The following is a 16,330-nucleotide window of genomic DNA, read 5'->3' as shown; positions in this document are numbered from 1 at the left end:
GCCGGCAGCATCTTCAGGAAACCTGCGACTCGCCTGGCGACAGGGTCAGCACGTCCACGCCGGTCTCGGTGACCGCGATCATGTGCTCCCACTGCGCCGACAGCTTGCGGTCCTTGGTCACCACGGTCCAGCCATCCGGCAGCACCTTGTTGTAGCGGGTGCCCTCGTTGATCATCGGCTCGATGGTGAAGGTCATGCCGGGCTGCAGCACCAGGCCCTGGCCCGGGCGGCCGTAATGCACCACCTGCGGCTCGTCGTGGTAGACCTTGCCGATGCCGTGGCCGCAGTACTCGCGCACCACGCTGAAACGCTCGCCTTCGGCGTAGCTCTGGATGGCATGGCCGATGTCGCCCAGGGTGGCGCCCGGACGCACCGCACGGATGCCGCGCCACATCGCTTCGTAAGTGGTTTCCACCAGGCGGCGGGCCATCACCGACGGGGTGCCGACGAAGTACATGCGGCTGGTGTCGCCGTGCCAGCCGTCCTTGATGACGGTGACGTCGATATTGATGATGTCGCCATCCTTGAGCACCTTCCCTTCACTGGGGATGCCGTGGCAGATGACATTGTTGACCGAGGTGCACACGGTCTTCGGGAAGCCGCGGTAGCCGACGTTGGCCGGAATGGCACCCTGCACGTTCACGATGTGGTCGTGGCAGATGCGGTCCAGTTCCTCGGTGGTGACACCGGGCTTGACGTGGGGGGTGACGATGTCGAGCACTTCGCTGGCCAGGCGGCCGGCGATGCGCATCATCTCGATTTCCTGCGGGGTTTTCAGATTCACGCTCATGGCACCCATTATCGCCGATCCGGCCGCAATCTGAACGAACGCCGCCCAACTGGCGATCCGGGCCATGCACGATTCCGGCAAGGAAAGTGAAAGCGTGATGGCCTCCACTCTTGCGCCTGCCTATTTATCACGGATTACAGACACTTACGCCTCCTAAGCTGGACCCACTGTCGTCAAAGCGGCGCCGAACGTGCCGTCTTCGCCTTGTTCAACGGACCTTCGGGTCAGGGAGGTTGTCCATGCGATCCCCAGTTCGATCCCCGCTGACATGGGTCATGGCCGGGCTGCTGCTTTCCAGCCCGGCGCTGGCCGCCGACACCACCACCTTCAACGTCACCCTGGTGGTCACCAAGGCCTGCACCATCACGGCGGCGGCCGCCACCAACGTCGACTTCGGCACGGCGGCCTCGACCACCGCCACGCCCACCCTGGGCCAGGGTACGGTGACCGCGCAGTGCTCGGCACTGACGCCCTACACGATTGCGCTGAACGCGGGCGCCAACGCCGGCACCGCCAACGACGTCACCACCCGGCGCATGAAGAACACCAATGCCGCGGTGACCGCCAACAACTATGTCGGCTACCAGCTCTACCAGGATGCCGCACATACCCTGGTCTGGGGCGCCACAACCGGCACCAATACCCAGGCCGGCATCGGCACTGGCCTGGCCGTGCCCTACATCGTCTATGGCCAGATCCTGAACCTGAGCACCAACAACCCGGCCACCGGTAACTACCTGGATACGGTTACCGCCACGATCACCTATTGATGGAGCACGCCCGCATGGCCGGACCCCGCCCGTGGCGCGCCACCGGCGTGGCGCTGCTCGCCCTGTACCTGCTGGCCCCCGCCGGTGCCGGCGCCACCAGCCTGCAGGTCGCCCCGACCAGCCTGCAGCTGGAAGCCCGCCAGCGTGCCGGCGAGCTGTGGCTGACCAACAGCGGCACCTCACCGGTGACGCTGCAGGTGCGCGTGTTCCGCTGGGTGCAGCAGGACGGCCAGGAACAGCTGCTGCCCACCGATGAAGTGATGGCCACGCCGCCGATGCAGGAACTGGCCGCCGGCCAGCAGCAGCTGGTGCGGGTGATGCGTCCGGACAGCGAGCCACCGCCTGCACAGCGGCACTACCGGCTGATCGTGGACGAGGTACCCGACCTGGCCACCCGTGCCGAGGGCATGCAGTTCGTGCTGCGCTATTCGATCCCGGTGTTCGTGCAGCCTTCGGCCGGCCGCCTGGCCCCACGGCTGCAGGCGCACCTGGTGAAACTGGCGGACGGCCGCAATGGCGTGGAAGTCGCCAATACGGGCGACAGCTACGCACAGATCGCCGATCTTGCGCTGGGCAGCGCCGCGCGCCCGCGCATTGTCCATCCCGGGCTGCTGGGCTACGTGCTGCCGGGCCAGGTGATGCGCTGGCCGATCGAACGCACGGCGATCGACCGCGACAACGACCAGATCACGGCCAAGCTCAATGGCGAGTCGGAACAGACGCCACTGTCGCCCCCACCGGCTCGCTGAGGCGTTGATGGGCGCGCTGTTGGCGGCCCTGGCTCCCGCGGCGACCGAGGCCGCCGATGTGTCCGGCGTGGCGGCCGTTGATGTATCCGGCGTGTCGGCCGATGCCATCCTGCCTCCCCCGACCCCGCTGACCGCCAGCCAGGCGCTGTACCTGGATGTGTCGCTCAACAGCACCCCGCGCGGCCTGCTGCCATTCACCGAGAACCGCGGCCGGCTGCAGGCCAGCCCCGAAGTGCTGCGCCAGCTTGGCTTCAACGCCAGCGGCGATGCGCCGGTCTACCTGGACCAGATCAGCGGTGCGGTGGTGCGCTATGACGCGCACATGCAGACCCTGGCACTGGACGTGCCGCTGGACCAGCTCATCCTGCCCACCACCGTGCTCAGCCGCCCGCAGACGCGCGCGCCCACCGGCAACGCCTCGCCCGGCGCGCTGCTCAACTACGACGTCTACGGCAGCCGGGTGGACACGCTCAGCAACCTCAGCCTGAGCGCGGAGCTGCGCGTGTTCGGTATCGGCAACGGCACCTTCGAAAACACCGCCATCAGCCGCCGCTACCAGCAACCCGGCGACCGCCGTTGGCGCGGCGAAAGCGTGCGGCTGGACACCCGCTGGAGCCTGGATTTCCCCGACAGCGCAACGACGCTGGAGGTCGGTGACTTCTACAGCGGCTTCGTCGACTGGACCCGCCCGGTGCGCCTGGGCGGGCTGCAGATCGGCCGCAACTACGGGCTGCAGCCCTACCGCGTACTGACGCCCACGCCGAGCTTCCTCGGCCAGGCCGTGGTGCCCTCCACGGTCGAGCTCTACGTGGACGGCCTGCGCCAGTACAGCGGGCAGGTACCGGTCGGCCCGTTCCAGCTGGCGGCACAGCCCGGGATCAGCGGCACCGGCAATGCGCAGGTGGTGGTAACCGATGCCTTCGGCCGCATGCAGACGCTGGATTTCAGTTTCTATGGCACCCAGCAGCTGCTGGCCAAGGGCCTTTCGGACTGGTCGGCCGGCGTCGGCCACCTGCGCGAGGACTTCGGCCAGCGCTCCTTCGCCTACGACGATCGCACCGTGGCCAGTGCCAGCTGGCGCGGAGGCATCAGCGATACCTTCACTGGCGAGGCGCATGCCGAAGGCGGCGGCGGCCTGGCCCAGGCCGGTGTCGGTGGCTGGTGGCTGCTCGGCGCCGCTGGCGTGTTCAATGCCGCCTATGCGCACAGCGGCTACCACGGCCTGCAGGGTGGGCAATGGGCGCTGGGCTACAGCTGGAACAACCGTCGCTTCAACGTCAATCTGCGCAGCGTACGCAGCCACGGCGACTACCGCGACCTCGGCGCGCTGCAGGGCAACCTGCCGCCGAGCATCAGCGAGCAGGCCACGCTCGGCCTGGACCTGCTGCGGCTGGGCACGCTCAGCGCCAGCTATCTGCGCCTGCGCTACCCGGATGGAGACGACAACCGCTATGCCAGCCTGTTCTGGTCACGTACCTGGAGCCAGCGCTGGTCGGCCTATCTTTCGGTAAACCAGAACCTGGACCGCAGCGACGACCGCAGCATCTACCTGTCGGTGACTGCCAGCCTGGGCAACAACCGCCAGGCCAGCCTTTCGAGCCAGCGCAACGGCGACAGCCAGAGCTGGGTGGCGGACGTGACCCAGCCAGTGCCGGGCGATGGCAGCGCCGGCGGCGTCGGCTGGCGCGCGCAGCTGCGCCACGGCGAGGACGGCAACGGCGGCCTGGCCGAGGTCGGCATCCTCAACGATGTCGGTCGCTACTCGTTCGGCGCCTCGCGCCAGGGTGGACTCAACTATGCCTACGCCAGCGCCAGCGGCAGCCTGGTGTGGATGGGCGGGCACGCCTTCGCCACGCGCGAGGTGTCCGATGCGTTCGCGGTGATCAGCACCAATGGGGTGGGCGGCGTCCCGGTGCGGCTGGAGAACCGCCTGATCGGCGTCACCGATGATCGCGGCCTGCTGCTGGTCAGTCCGTTGCTGTCCTGGCAGCGCAACCGGGTCTCGATCGACACCCTGGACCTGCCCGAAGACATGCGCGCCGACCGCATCGAGGACTGGGTGACCCCGCGCCAGCGCGCCGGCACCCGCGTGACCTTCCAGCTGCGCTCGCGGCCGTCACTGAGCCTGACCCTGCTGGCAATGGACGGCCAGCCTCTGGAGGTCGGCAGCGAGGTGCGGTTGCCCGATGGCCGCCAGGCCACGGTCGGCTACGACGGCCTGCTCTATCTGGAAGACGTTGCCGCCGGCAGCGTGCTGTACGTCACCACCAGCCGCGGCCCCTGCCGCGTGAAAGTGCCGGACCTGCCCAAGGTGGTGGCGTCCGGCGCACGGCCGAAGCCGGCGCCGCAGCAGTGCATCCCGGAGGTGGCGCCATGAGGGTGCTGCTGCTCGTCCTGCTGCTCTGGGCCGGCCTGCTGGCAGCGGCGCCCGCCGGTGCCACCGCGGTCTGCACGGCGGTCGCCAATCCGACCCTGCCGTTCGGCAACATCAACAGCAATGCACCCGGCCCGAGTACGGCCAACCTCAACATCACGGTGACCTGCACCACCGCCGCGCTGAGCCTGCTGGCCACCACCGGCGTGCGCGTCTGCGTGGGCATCGGCGCAGGCAGTGGCGGCGGCAGCAGTTCCACCTTCCGCACGATGGCCACCTCCAGCAGTGACACCCTGAATTTCCAGCTGTACAACAACGCCAGCTTCGGCCAGGTCACCGGACTGGTGCCGCGCGGCACGCCACCTGCGCAGGAACTGACCATGACCTACAACGTGCCGCTGGTGACGGGCGGCAGCGGTGCGCAGTCCATACAGCTGTTCGGGCAGATCCCGGCCAACCAGATCCTGGCCTCCGGCGCGTACAGCAGCACCTTCAGCGGGGCCAACGTGGTCCTGACCTGGGCCTGGAACGAAGTCCTGCTCGGTACCGCCACCGTGCCCGCCACCTGCAATGGCGGCGCCACCGGCACCAACAGCGCCAGTGCAGCCTTCAGCTTCACCGCCACCGCCAACGTGCTGCCGCAATGTGGCAGCTACGTCACCACCACCATGGACTTCGGCAACGTCACCGGCGGCATTCCGGCCAACATCGACCGGACCGCCACCCTCACCCTGACCTGCCTGAAGAACACTGCCTTCCAGGTCGGCCTCAACAACGGCCAGAACAATCCCACCGCCACCACCACCCGGCGCATGGCCACCACCCTCGGCGGAAGCACCTATTACCTCGCCTACGAGCTCTACCGGGACTCGGCGCGGAGCCTGCGCTGGGGCAATACCCTGACCGTCGACACGGCCAGCGGCACCGGTACCGGCAGCGCGCAGCAATTGACCATCCATGGCCGGGTGCCACCGGTCAGCGGCCAGCCGCCGGCCGGCACCTACAACGACCTGGTGACGGTGACGATCACCTACTGACCGGCGTGCCGACCAACGGTCGGCACCCACCGGACGAAGGCCGTGCCGAGCGCCGGCTCGGCGCTACAGTTCCGGCACATCCCGCCGATACCGCGCAGCAAGTCTTTCATCATGGTGGATGGCAGGTGGTTCGCACATTCCTGATCGGGGCGATGCTGGTCGCCAGCCTGCCGGCATGGGCCGAACCCAGCAGCCCCCTGCAGATCCGGCTGACCGTGGTTGAGTCCTGCAGCGACGATGGCGGCGGCATCCGCTGCCCGGCACCGCACCAGCGCAGTGACGCACCCCAGGCGCCGCGCCAGGTCCGCGAGCTCGCACCACCGGCGACGGACGAGAACGCAACACCCTCCGTGACCCTCATCTACTGATGCGCGCGTTGCTGATCCTGCTGGCACTGCTGCTGGCACTGCCTGCCGCAGCGCTGGAGCTGTTGCCGACCACCCTGCAGCTGCCGGCCCAGGGCGGCAGCGCCGAACTGTGGTTGCACAACCCCGGGCCCGGCCGCTGGCAGGGCCAGGTGCAGGTGCTGGCGTGGGATCAGCAGCTGGACGCCGAACGACTGCACCCCAGCGACCAGATCCGGGTCAGCCCGGCGCGGCTGGACCTGGCCCCCGGCAGCACCCAGCGCGTCTGGCTGTTGCCGGGCGATCCGGCAGCGGCGGCCGCTGAACAGGCCTATCGGGTCGTACTGGCACCGACGTTGCCGGGGTTGCCGCGCTATTCGCTGCCGCTGTTCCGCGGCCCAGCGGGGCCAGCACTGCAGGCCCGGCTGCTGGGCCGCGTCGAGGCCCACGGGTCTCTGGCCGTACTGCGACTCAGCAATGCCGGTACCCTGCACGGCCGCCTGCACGATCTGCGCTTCATCACGGCGGACGGCCAGGCAACGCTGCTGACGGCTGGCCTGGCCGGCTACATTCTGGCGGGCCATGAACGCCGCTGGCCCCTGCCTGCCCGCGCCGATGGCTATGCAGGCGGCCGCTTCCAGGCACGCCTGCAGGACGGCCGCGAGGTCGATCTGGCCGCAACTGACCCTGCAATTGCAGCAAGCGCCCCCAGCGGGCTATAATCGACCGGATTCCTGCACGCCAGCGTGCGCGCGAACCCGTCCACACCGGACGTCACCGGTGAATCCACACCTGCTGCCCCCATCCGTGCCGGGGTGCTCCGCAAGGAGTTCGGCCACGGAGGCAACAGGGAAGCCCAACCCCGGAACCGATCGCGCTTCCACGCGTCCCGCATACCTATCCCCGCGGGCGGAATCGCTGGTTCCATATCAGGAGTATTGCAATGCCCCAGGTCACCATGCGTCAGATGCTGGAAGCCGGCGTCCACTTCGGCCACCAGACCCGCTACTGGAACCCGAAGATGGCTCCGTACATCTTCGGCGCCCGCGGCAAGATCCACATCATCAACCTGGAAAAGACCGTCCCGCTGTTCAACGATGCGATGAACTTCATCTCGTCGGTTGCCCAGAAGCGCGGCACCGTCCTGTTCCTGGGCACCAAGCGCAGCGCCCGCGAAACCATCAAGGAAGAAGCCGAGCGTTGCGGCATGCCGTTCATGAACCAGCGTTGGCTGGGCGGCACCCTGACCAACTTCCGTACCGTCAAGCAGTCGGTTGCCCGCCTGAAGGAACTGGAAGCCGGTGAAACCGACGGCACCTTCGAGAAGCTGGTCAAGCACGAAGTGCTGGGCCTGCGTCGCGAGCGCGACAAGCTGGAAGCCTCGCTGGGCGGCATCAAGGACATGAACCGCCTGCCGGACGCCATCTTCGTGATCGACATCGGCCACGAAGACATCGCGATCAAGGAAGCCAAGAAGCTGGGCATCCCGGTCATCGCCGTGGTCGACACCAACTACAACCCGGAACTGGTTGATTACGCCATCCCGGGCAACGACGACGCCATCCGCGCTGTGCAGCTGTACGCCCGCGCCGCTGCCGACGCCGTGCTGGAAGGCAAGGCGGCTGCCCCGCACGCCGCTTCGGTGCGCGAGGAAGAATTCGCTGAAACCGCTGCTGAAGGCGAAGAGAAGCCGGCCCGCCGCGCTCCGGCCAAGAAGGCTGCCAAGAAGGGCGACGACGCCCAGGCCTGATCCAGGCCCCGGGTGGACGCCCGGCGTCCACCCTCCCTGCACGCAGCCATCGGCGCGTGACAGGACCGTGTCACACGGGCCGGCCACCATGCCGGCCCAACCCCTTTCTTTCGTGAGGTAATCCCGTGGAAATCACTGCTTCCCTGGTCAAGGAACTGCGCGAGCGCACCGGCGCCGGCATGATGGAATGCAAGAAGGCGCTTACCGAAGCCAACGGCGACATCAACGCCGCTGCTGAAGCCATGCGCAAGTCCGGCGCCGCCAAGGCCGACAAGAAGGCTGACCGCGTGGCCGCCGAAGGCCGCCTGGGCCTGGCCCAGGACGGCGGCAAGGCCGTGCTGGTCGAAGTCAACTCGGAAACCGACTTCGTCGCCAACGATGACAACTTCAAGTCCTTCGTCAACGCCGTCGCCGCTGCTGCCCTGGCATCGGGCGCCAACGACGTCGAAGCCGTGAAGGCCGCCACGCTGGCCGACGGCCGTACCGTCGAGGAAGCCCGCGCCACCGCCGTGCAGACCCTGGGTGAGAACATCCAGATCCGCCGCATGGTCAAGGTCGACACCACCGGCAACATCGGCGCCTACGTCCACACCAACGGCAAGGTCGGCGTGCTGGTCGACCTGATCGGCGGCGACGTCGAGCTGGCCCGTGGCCTGGCCATGCACGTGGCCGCGCTGAAGCCGCCGCACAACAAGGCTGCGGACGTCCCGGCCGAGTTCGTCGAGAAGGAAAAGGAAATCGAGCTGGCCAAGATGACCGATAAGGACAAGGCCAAGCCTGCCGACATCCTGGAAAAGATCATCAGCGGCAAGATCAACAAGATCGTCAGCGACGTGACCCTGTACGGCCAGACCTACGTGCTGGGCGACACCACCGTCGAGCAGGTGGTCAAGGCCGCCGGCGCCGACGTGGCAGGCTTCAAGCTGCTGATCGTCGGCGAAGGCATCGAGAAGGTGGTGGAAGACTACGCCGCCGAAGTTGCCAAGGCGATGCAGGTCTGATTCCAGCCTTCCGGCTGTGAAGCGACCAGAAGGAGCCGCGGGAAACCGCGGCTCTTTTTTTATGCATGGGCCCAGGGATCAACCCATGGCCCACCGGTGGGTGCGCACCGTTGGTGCGCACAACCGGCACCTTTGCGTTGCGCGCGAATCAAGCCGATACTCGGCGCAGGGAATCCACAGTCATTTAGCAGGAACGAAAATCGCGGACTGTGATGCATTCCTAGGTATTCTTGTCCTAATGGAATTGAACGACCCGACATGCCTCCCGAGCTGACAGCTGCCCTGGCGCTCTGCCGCAACCTGCCTTCGCCACCCGGTATTGCCCTGCGCATCATCGAACTGGCCCAGGACCCGGAAGCGGACATCGCCACCGCTGCCGACATCATCGCCATCGACATGGCGCTGAGCGCTCGCATGCTGCGCATCGCCAATTCGCCGCTGTACGCCAGCCGCCGCCGGATCGAGAACCTCGGCCAGGCGCTGACCATGCTGGGCCTGAACGCCACGATCAGCCTCGCCCTCGGCTTCACTGTCACCCAGGGCCTGACCGGCGGCACCGGCGCCGACCACGACCTGCGCCAGCGCGCCTGGAAGCGCAGCATCCTCAGCGCCCTGGCTGCCAGCCAGCTGGGCCAGGCGCGCGGCCTGCGCCGGCTGGAAGAACTGATGCTGGCCGGCCTGCTGCAGGACCTGGGCGTACTGTGCCTGGCCCAGGCCGAGTCGGAGCGCTACCTGCCGCTGCTGCGCGAGGCACGCGACAACACCGACCTGGTCGCCCGCGAACGCGAGGAACTGGGCTGCAGCCATGCCGAGGTCGGCGCGTGGGTGGCCGAGCAATGGGGCCTGCCCCGCTACCTGGTGGAGAGCATCAGCCACAGCGAGGACGAGGACGTCGCCGAATCGCCGTTCCAGGCCTGCGTGCAGCTGTCCGGCGCGGTGGCCGACATCTGGCTGGACAGCGACGCCGACGCCGCGCGTGAGCGCGCCCTGCAGCAGGTGCACGACCGCCTGGAGCTGGACAGCGCGCGCTTCGACCAGGTCCTCGCCCGCATCAGTGAAGCCCTGCCCGACATCGCCAGCCTGTTTGATGCCGGCCTCAATTCACCGGCGCGGGTGCGCGAGCTGATCGATCACGCGCAGGAGCTGGCCACGCTGCGCAACCTGCGCGAACTGCAGGACGCCGACCAGGCACGACGCCGCGCCGACGAGTTCGAGGCGCGCGCCAAGCGCCTCGCCGACCAGGCCCATCGTGACGCGTTGACCGGCGTGCTCAACCGCCGCCAGCTGGAAGCGGTGCTGGAGCAGGAATTCCTGCGCGCCGGCCGCCAGGGCTGGCCGTTGTCGGTGGCCTTCATCGACCTGGACGACTTCAAGAAGATCAACGACGCCCACGGCCACCTGACCGGCGACGAGGTACTGCGCGCCTTCGCCGGCAAGCTGCAGGGCCAGCTGCGCAACAGTGACACCGTCGCCCGCTTCGGCGGCGAGGAATTCGTCGCGCTGCTGCCAAACACCAGCGAAAGCGTGGCCCTGGACGTGATCCGCCGGGTGCTGGCCAATATCGTCGCCACGCCGATGGCCGAGCTGGAGGGCGGGCCGCTGTTCGTCACCTTCTCCGCCGGCGTGGCCACCCAGGGTGGCTACGAGCGCTTCGCCGACGTGCAGGACCTGCTGCGCGCAGCCGACGACGTGCTGTACCGCTCCAAGAACCTGGGCCGCAACCGGGTGATCGCCCGCTCGCCAGGTGCCCTCGGCCACGACGAGCTGTCGGCCACCGCTGGCGCCGAGCTGGGCTGAACGGGAAGCCCCGTTTGACCGGGGCGAACGACCGGATTCTGCGCCGCAGTGCACAAAACACTTTGGCACGACGCCGCATGCGCGTAGAATCGCCCGCGATTTCCACGCACCCGAGGTCCTCATGTCCAAGCTCGCCTATCGCCGCATCCTTCTGAAACTGTCCGGGGAGGCGCTGATGGGAGACGAGGACTACGGCATCGACCCGAAGGTCATCAATCGCCTGGCCCGCGAGGTCATCGAAGCCCAGCAGGCCGGTGCCGAAGTGGCGCTGGTGATCGGCGGCGGCAACATCTTCCGCGGCGCCGGCCTGGCCGCCGGCGGCATGGACCGGGTCACCGGCGACCAGATGGGCATGCTGGCCACGGTCATCAACGCCCTGGCCATGCAGGATGCCCTCGAGAAGCTGGGCGCCAAGGCCCGCGTGATGAGCGCGATCAAGATCAACGACGTGTGCGAGGACTACATCCGCCGCCGCGCCATCCGCCACCTGGAAAAGGGCCGCCTGGTGATCTTCGCCGCCGGCGTCGGCAGCCCGTTCTTCACCACCGATTCCGGCGCCGCCCTGCGCGCGATCGAGATCGGCGCCGACCTGCTGCTGAAGGCCACCAAGGTCGATGGCGTGTACGACAAGGACCCGAACAAGCACAGCGATGCGGTCCGCTTCGACAGCCTGAGCTACGACGAAGTGATCCGCCGCGGCCTGGAAGTGATGGACACGGCGGCCTTCGCATTGGCCCGCGACAGCGACCTGCCGATGCGCGTGTTCGACATGGGCCAGCCGGGCGAGCTGCTGAAGATCCTCAACGGCGCGAACATCGGCACCCTGGTCCAGGGCCGCGACCCGGCCTGAGCCTGAGCGCAAAGCGGCGATCGGGCCGATTCAGGCCCGGCAGCGTCCCGGATTCGCCTATAATCGCCCGATTCCAGATACATCCAGGACCGGGCGATGCTCAACGACATCAAGAACAACGCGCAGACGCGCATGGCCAAGAGCATCGACGCTCTGAAGCACACCCTCACCTCCATCCGGACCGGGCGTGCCACGCCTGCCCTGCTGGACCGCGTGACGGTCAGTGCCTATGGCAACGCCAGCACCCCGCTGAACCAGGTTGCCTCGATCTCCAACGCCGACGCGCACTCGCTGCTGGTCACGCCGTTCGACAAGGGCATGATCAAGGAGATCGAAAAGGGGCTCTACAACGCCGAGTTCACCCCGAACACCCTCGGCACCGCGATCCGCATCAACATGCCGCCGCCGACCGAAGAGCGCCGCAAGGAGCTGGCCAAGCAGGTGCAGAAGGAAGGTGAAGGCGCCAAGATCGCGATCCGCAACATCCGTCAGGACGCGAACAAGGAAATCGCCAAGCTGGTCAAGGACAAGGCGATCAGCGAAGACGAGAAGAAGCGCGGCGAAGACGACATCCAGAAGCTGACCGACGCCAACATCAAGGACGTCGACAAGGTCGTCGCCGACAAGGAAAAAGAACTGCTGTCGGTCTGAAGTCGATGCCTTCAGCCCCGCCTCCGTTACCGGCCGCCCTGCCCCGCCACATTGCCATCATCATGGATGGCAATGGGCGCTGGGCACAGCAGCGCCGTCGCCCCCGCGTGATCGGCCACCGTGCCGGCGCGCGCGCGGTCAACCGCACCATCGAGCGCTGCCTTGAACTGGGCATTCCGGCGCTGACCCTGTTCGCCTTCTCCAGCGAGAACTGGGGCCGGCCGCAGGAGGAAGTGGATGCGTTGATGAAGCTGTTCCTCGGCGCGCTCGACCGCGAGGTGGACGAGCTGCACCGGCGCGGCGTGCGCGTACGCTTCATCGGCGAACGCGAGCGCTTCGGTGCCGGGCTGGTCAGCCGCATGCAGCTGGCCGAACAGCGCACCGCCGACAACACCACCCTGACCCTGTCGATCGCGGCCAGCTATGGCGGCCGCCAGGACATCGCCCGCGCCGCGCGCGCCCTGGCCGTCGAAGTGGCGGCCGGTCGCCTGTTGCCCGAGCAGATCGACGATTCGCTGCTGGGCAGCCAGGTCGCCCTTGCCGACCTGCCGCCGCCGGACCTGTTCATCCGCACCGGCGGCGACACCCGCATCAGCAACTTCCTGCTGTGGCAGCTGGCCTACACCGAGCTGTGGTTCACCGAGGCCCTGTGGCCGGACTTCGATGCCGGGCAGCTGCAGCAGGCGCTGGACGCCTATGCCGGCCGCGAGCGTCGTTTCGGCCTGACCAGCGCCCAGATTGCCGCACTGGCCACCGAGACTTCCAGCCCATGACCAAGACCCGAGTCCTCGCCGCGCTGATCATGGCGCCGGTTGCCATTGCGGCGATCCTGCTGCTGCCCACGCAATGGCTGGCCGCCGCCGCCGCTGCGGTGCTGCTGATCGGCCTGTGGGAATGGCTGAAGCTGGCCGGTATCGAAGACACTCTGGCACGCACCGTACTTCTGGTGCTGAACCTGCTGCTGATGGTGCTGCTGGTCTGGGCCGATGGCAGTACGCTGGTGCTGTTCCAGATAACCACGCTGGCCGGCGTTGCCTGGTGGCTGGCCGCGCTGGTCTGGCTGCGCTTCTTCAATTTCGGTGCACAGCCGTCGGCGCCCTCGCGCATCCTGAAGATGCTGGCCGGCACGCTTGCCATCGTGCCCGCCTGGGCCGCGCTGGTGCTGATCCATGCCGGTGGCGATCCGCCGGGCAAGCAAGGCCACCTGTGGCTGCTGGCTGCGCTGGCACTGGTGTGGGCGGCCGACTCGGGCGCCTACTTCGCCGGCCGCCATTTCGGCAAGCACAAGCTGGCCCCGCGGATCAGCCCCAACAAGACCTGGGAAGGCCTGTTCGGCGGCCTGCTGGCCGGTGTCGCCGTGGCCGTCGGCCTGGGCTGGCTGGCCGGGATCGATACCGCACACCTGCCGGGCCTGCTGATCACCGCGGTCGTGGCCGTGTTCGCCTCGGTGCTGGGTGACCTGTTCGAGAGCCTCATCAAGCGCCACGCGGGCGCCAAGGATTCGGGCCACCTGATCCCGGGCCATGGCGGCGTGCTCGACCGGGTCGACGGCGTCCTCGCCGCCGTCCCGGTGTTCGCGCTGGGCAAGGAAATCTTCGGGTTCTGACCATGAATGCTGCTGCAGACCTGCGCCGGGTCGCCGTATTCGGCGCCACCGGCTCGATCGGTGCCTCCACGCTGGACGTGATCGCCCGCCACCCGCAGCGCTACCAGGCGACCGTGCTCGCCGCCGGACGCCAGGTGCAGGGGCTGCTGGCGTTGTGCCGCCAGCACAAACCCGCGCACGCCGTGATCGCCGACGAATCGCTGTTCGCCGAACTGCGTGACGGCCTGCGCGACGCCGGACTGGCCACCGAAGCCCATGCCGGCCATGCCGCGCTGGACCAGCTGGCCGCCAGCGACGCCTGCGATACCGTGGTCGCGGCCATCGTCGGCGCTGCCGGCCTGTCCTCGACCCTGGCCGCGGCCGCCGCCGGCAAGCGCATCCTGCTGGCCAACAAGGAATCGCTGGTGCTGGCCGGCGAACTGCTGACCCGTACCGCCGAACGTGCCGGCGCCGAAATCATCCCGATCGACAGCGAACACAGCGCCATCTTCCAGTGCCTGCGCTCGCGCGACGCCAGCGTCGACGGCGCCGGCGTGCGCCGGATCCTGCTGACCGCCTCCGGCGGCCCGTTCCGTGGCCGCAGCTGCGCCGAACTGGCCCAGGTCACCCCGGCCCAGGCCGTTGCCCACCCGAAGTGGTCGATGGGACCGAAGATCTCGGTCGATTCGGCGACGTTGATGAACAAGGGCCTGGAAGTCATCGAGGCCCACCACCTGTTCGGCGTGCCCGGTGAGCGCATCGAAGTGCTGGTGCACCCGCAGAGCCTGGTCCATTCGCTGGTCGAGTTCGTCGACGGCTCGACCTTGGCGCAGATGGGCCTGCCGGACATGCGCACCACCCTCGCCGTTGGCCTGGGCTGGCCACAGCGCATCGAATCGGGCGTGGCCGGGCTGGACCTGCTGGCCCAGGGCCGGCTGGATTTCGAGGCCCCGGACACCGACGCCTTCCCCTGCCTGGCCCTGGCCTGGCAGGCCATGCAGGCCGGCGGCACCGCACCGGCGGTGCTGAATGCTGCCAACGAGGAGGCGGTTTCAGCGTTTCTTCAGGGCCGGATCGGTTTCCTGACGATCCCGGCGCTGGTTGCTAACGCTCTTTCAACACTGCCGACGCAAGCAGCCGATACACTGGAGGTCCTGTTGTCCGCCGACCAGCGGGCACGCCAGCTCACCCTGAACGCCATCGACGCCGCCTGAACGACCGCCTCGCCCAGCATGACGCCGCCGCCCCTGCCCGCCACTGTGAGCCTGCATGACTGACTTCATCGGATCGGTCTGGTGGATGATTGTCAGCCTCGGGCTGCTGGTCACGTTCCACGAGTTCGGGCATTACTGGGTCGGGCGCCTGTGCGGGGTCAAGATCCTGCGTTTCTCGGTCGGCTTCGGCCGGCCGCTGTGGTCGCGCCGCGACCGGCATGGTACCGAGTTCGCCATCGCCGCCATTCCGCTGGGTGGCTACGTGAAGTTCCTCGACGAACGCGAGGTCGAAGTCCACCCGCACGAGCGCGGCCAGGCCTTCAACCACAAGACCGTCTGGCAGCGCATCGCGATCGTTGCCGCCGGCCCGATCGCCAACCTGCTGCTGTGCATCCTCCTGCTGTGGGCGATGTTCGTGATCGGCAAGCAGGATTACTCGCCCACCGTCGGCCGCGTCAGCGGCATCGCCGCCAGTGCCGGCCTGGCCAGCGGCGACCGCGTGCTGCGCGTGGACGACCGCCAGGTGGTCACCCTCGGCGAGGCCAGCATGGCACTGACCGCGGCCGCGATGGACCGCCGCGACGTGAAGCTGGAAGTGCTGGATACGGCCGACCAGGTGCGCACGCGCACCCTGCCGCTGTCGCAGCTGCCGGCGGGTTTCGATGAGCGGCGGGTGCCGATCCTGGCTGGCATGTACTGGCAGTCGTGGCTGCAGCCCGCGCTGGTCGAGTCGCTCACCGCGGACTCCGTGGTGGCCGGGCAACTGCAGCCGGGCGACCTGATCGTGGCCATTGACGGCCAGCGCATCGACGGCGCCGACCAGGTGATCGGCGAGATCCAGGCGCTGGGCCGTGCCGGTGGCCCGGGCATGATCGAGGTCCTGCGTGGCGGCGAGCGCCTGGCGCTGGAAGTGACGCCGCGCAAGGGCCAGGATGCCAAGGGCGGCCCCACGTGGCAGATCGGCGTTCAGTTCCCGACCAAGTTCAGCCCCCCCTACGACACACTCCTGCGCTACGGCCCCCTGGACTCGGTCACCGTCGCGGTACGCGAAACCGGGCGCCTGGCGGCCGACTCGCTGGGCATGATGGGCCGCATCGTCACCGGCAAGGCCTCGCTTCAGAACGTCTCCGGGCCGGTCACCATCGCCCGCGTGGCCAATGTCTCGGCCAAGCGCGGCCTCGACTGGTTCCTGCAGTTCCTTGCCCTGCTGTCCCTCAGCCTGTGCATCATCAACCTGCTGCCGATCCCGATCTTGGACGGCGGCCACCTGCTGTATTACCTTATCGAGTTGGTCAAGGGCAGCCCGCTGAGCGAGCGTGCCATCGCCGCCGGCCAATACATCGGCCTGGCGTTGCTGGCCGGGCTGATGGGGTTGGCGTTCTACAACGACATCCTCGGCCTGGTCCCGCGATGAACTT

The 16,330-nt window shown here is 68.1% G+C and carries 16 protein-coding genes; 15 read left to right on the top strand and 1 reads right to left on the bottom strand.

Features of this window, described 5'->3' with window-relative positions; translation table 11 throughout:
- Nucleotides 1-13 precede the first annotated feature (13 nt).
- On the bottom strand, nucleotides 14-799 hold the full coding sequence (map, locus tag AC5P8R_RS07825; protein WP_005412748.1) for a type I methionyl aminopeptidase: 786 nt from the start codon (nucleotides 797-799) through the stop codon (nucleotides 14-16).
- A 230-nt stretch (nucleotides 800-1,029) separates the two neighbouring features.
- Here map and AC5P8R_RS07820 point away from each other — a divergent pair, with 230 nt between their 5' ends.
- The 15 genes from AC5P8R_RS07820 to rseP all read left to right on the top strand — a co-directional run bounded on the left by AC5P8R_RS07820 (nucleotide 1,030) and on the right by rseP (nucleotide 16,326).
- Entirely contained in the window at nucleotides 1,030-1,560 is a 531-nt protein-coding gene (locus tag AC5P8R_RS07820) for a Csu type fimbrial protein (RefSeq protein WP_032956855.1), read from the top strand.
- Nucleotides 1,560-2,309, top strand: a complete 750-nt coding sequence (locus tag AC5P8R_RS07815) for a fimbrial biogenesis chaperone (protein ID WP_049403820.1) — start codon at nucleotides 1,560-1,562, stop codon at nucleotides 2,307-2,309. Before AC5P8R_RS07820 ends, AC5P8R_RS07815 begins: the two co-directional genes overlap by 1 nt.
- A 7-nt stretch (nucleotides 2,310-2,316) precedes the next feature.
- Nucleotides 2,317-4,686, top strand: a complete 2,370-nt coding sequence (locus AC5P8R_RS07810; RefSeq protein ID WP_495223232.1) for a fimbria/pilus outer membrane usher protein — start codon at nucleotides 2,317-2,319, stop codon at nucleotides 4,684-4,686.
- A complete protein-coding gene (locus AC5P8R_RS07805; protein WP_014646505.1) occupies nucleotides 4,683-5,720 on the top strand; it encodes a Csu type fimbrial protein in 1,038 nt (345 codons plus the stop codon). Before AC5P8R_RS07810 ends, AC5P8R_RS07805 begins: the two co-directional genes overlap by 4 nt.
- A 152-nt stretch (nucleotides 5,721-5,872) precedes the next feature.
- On the top strand, nucleotides 5,873-6,088 hold the full coding sequence (locus AC5P8R_RS07800; protein WP_041863203.1) for a hypothetical protein: 216 nt from the start codon (nucleotides 5,873-5,875) through the stop codon (nucleotides 6,086-6,088).
- Nucleotides 6,088-6,786, top strand: a complete 699-nt coding sequence (locus AC5P8R_RS07795) for a fimbrial biogenesis chaperone (RefSeq protein WP_014646503.1) — start codon at nucleotides 6,088-6,090, stop codon at nucleotides 6,784-6,786. The genes AC5P8R_RS07800 and AC5P8R_RS07795 overlap by 1 nt, the downstream gene beginning before the upstream one ends.
- Nucleotides 6,787-7,007: 221 nt before the next feature.
- Entirely contained in the window at nucleotides 7,008-7,814 is an 807-nt protein-coding gene (rpsB, locus tag AC5P8R_RS07790; protein WP_495223231.1) for a 30S ribosomal protein S2, read from the top strand.
- Between the two features lie 125 nt (nucleotides 7,815-7,939).
- Nucleotides 7,940-8,815 carry a translation elongation factor Ts gene (gene tsf / locus AC5P8R_RS07785; protein ID WP_032956847.1) on the top strand — a complete coding sequence of 292 codons (876 nt, stop codon included), beginning with the start codon at nucleotides 7,940-7,942 and terminating at the stop codon, nucleotides 8,813-8,815.
- A 258-nt stretch (nucleotides 8,816-9,073) separates the two neighbouring features.
- On the top strand, nucleotides 9,074-10,612 hold the full coding sequence (locus AC5P8R_RS07780) for a sensor domain-containing diguanylate cyclase (RefSeq protein WP_032956845.1): 1,539 nt from the start codon (nucleotides 9,074-9,076) through the stop codon (nucleotides 10,610-10,612).
- 121 nt (nucleotides 10,613-10,733) lie between these two features.
- A complete protein-coding gene (gene pyrH, locus AC5P8R_RS07775; RefSeq protein WP_014646500.1) occupies nucleotides 10,734-11,462 on the top strand; it encodes a UMP kinase in 729 nt (242 codons plus the stop codon).
- A gap of 96 nt (nucleotides 11,463-11,558) precedes the next feature.
- The gene (gene frr, locus AC5P8R_RS07770) at nucleotides 11,559-12,113 is read left to right on the top strand and encodes a ribosome recycling factor (protein WP_014646499.1); all 555 of its coding nucleotides are present in this window, start codon (nucleotides 11,559-11,561) and stop codon (nucleotides 12,111-12,113) included.
- A gap of 5 nt (nucleotides 12,114-12,118) precedes the next feature.
- Nucleotides 12,119-12,886 (top strand): polyprenyl diphosphate synthase, encoded by a 768-nt coding sequence (gene uppS / locus AC5P8R_RS07765; RefSeq protein ID WP_495223230.1) that lies wholly within the window; start codon nucleotides 12,119-12,121, stop codon nucleotides 12,884-12,886.
- Nucleotides 12,883-13,719 carry a phosphatidate cytidylyltransferase gene (locus AC5P8R_RS07760; protein ID WP_014646497.1) on the top strand — a complete coding sequence of 279 codons (837 nt, stop codon included), beginning with the start codon at nucleotides 12,883-12,885 and terminating at the stop codon, nucleotides 13,717-13,719. Before uppS ends, AC5P8R_RS07760 begins: the two co-directional genes overlap by 4 nt.
- Before the next feature lie 2 nt (nucleotides 13,720-13,721).
- A complete protein-coding gene (locus AC5P8R_RS07755) occupies nucleotides 13,722-14,912 on the top strand; it encodes a 1-deoxy-D-xylulose-5-phosphate reductoisomerase (protein WP_014646496.1) in 1,191 nt (396 codons plus the stop codon).
- Between the two features lie 55 nt (nucleotides 14,913-14,967).
- Nucleotides 14,968-16,326, top strand: coding sequence for an RIP metalloprotease RseP (gene rseP / locus AC5P8R_RS07750; RefSeq protein ID WP_014646495.1), 1,359 nt, complete (start codon nucleotides 14,968-14,970; stop codon nucleotides 16,324-16,326).
- The last annotated feature ends 4 nt before the right edge of the window (nucleotides 16,327-16,330 follow it).

It is taken from the genome of Stenotrophomonas sp. YJH_SMC_73, from assembly GCF_059370155.1.
The sequence above is the reverse complement of the archived record's forward strand: the minus strand, read 5'-3'. Positions and strand labels throughout refer to the sequence as shown.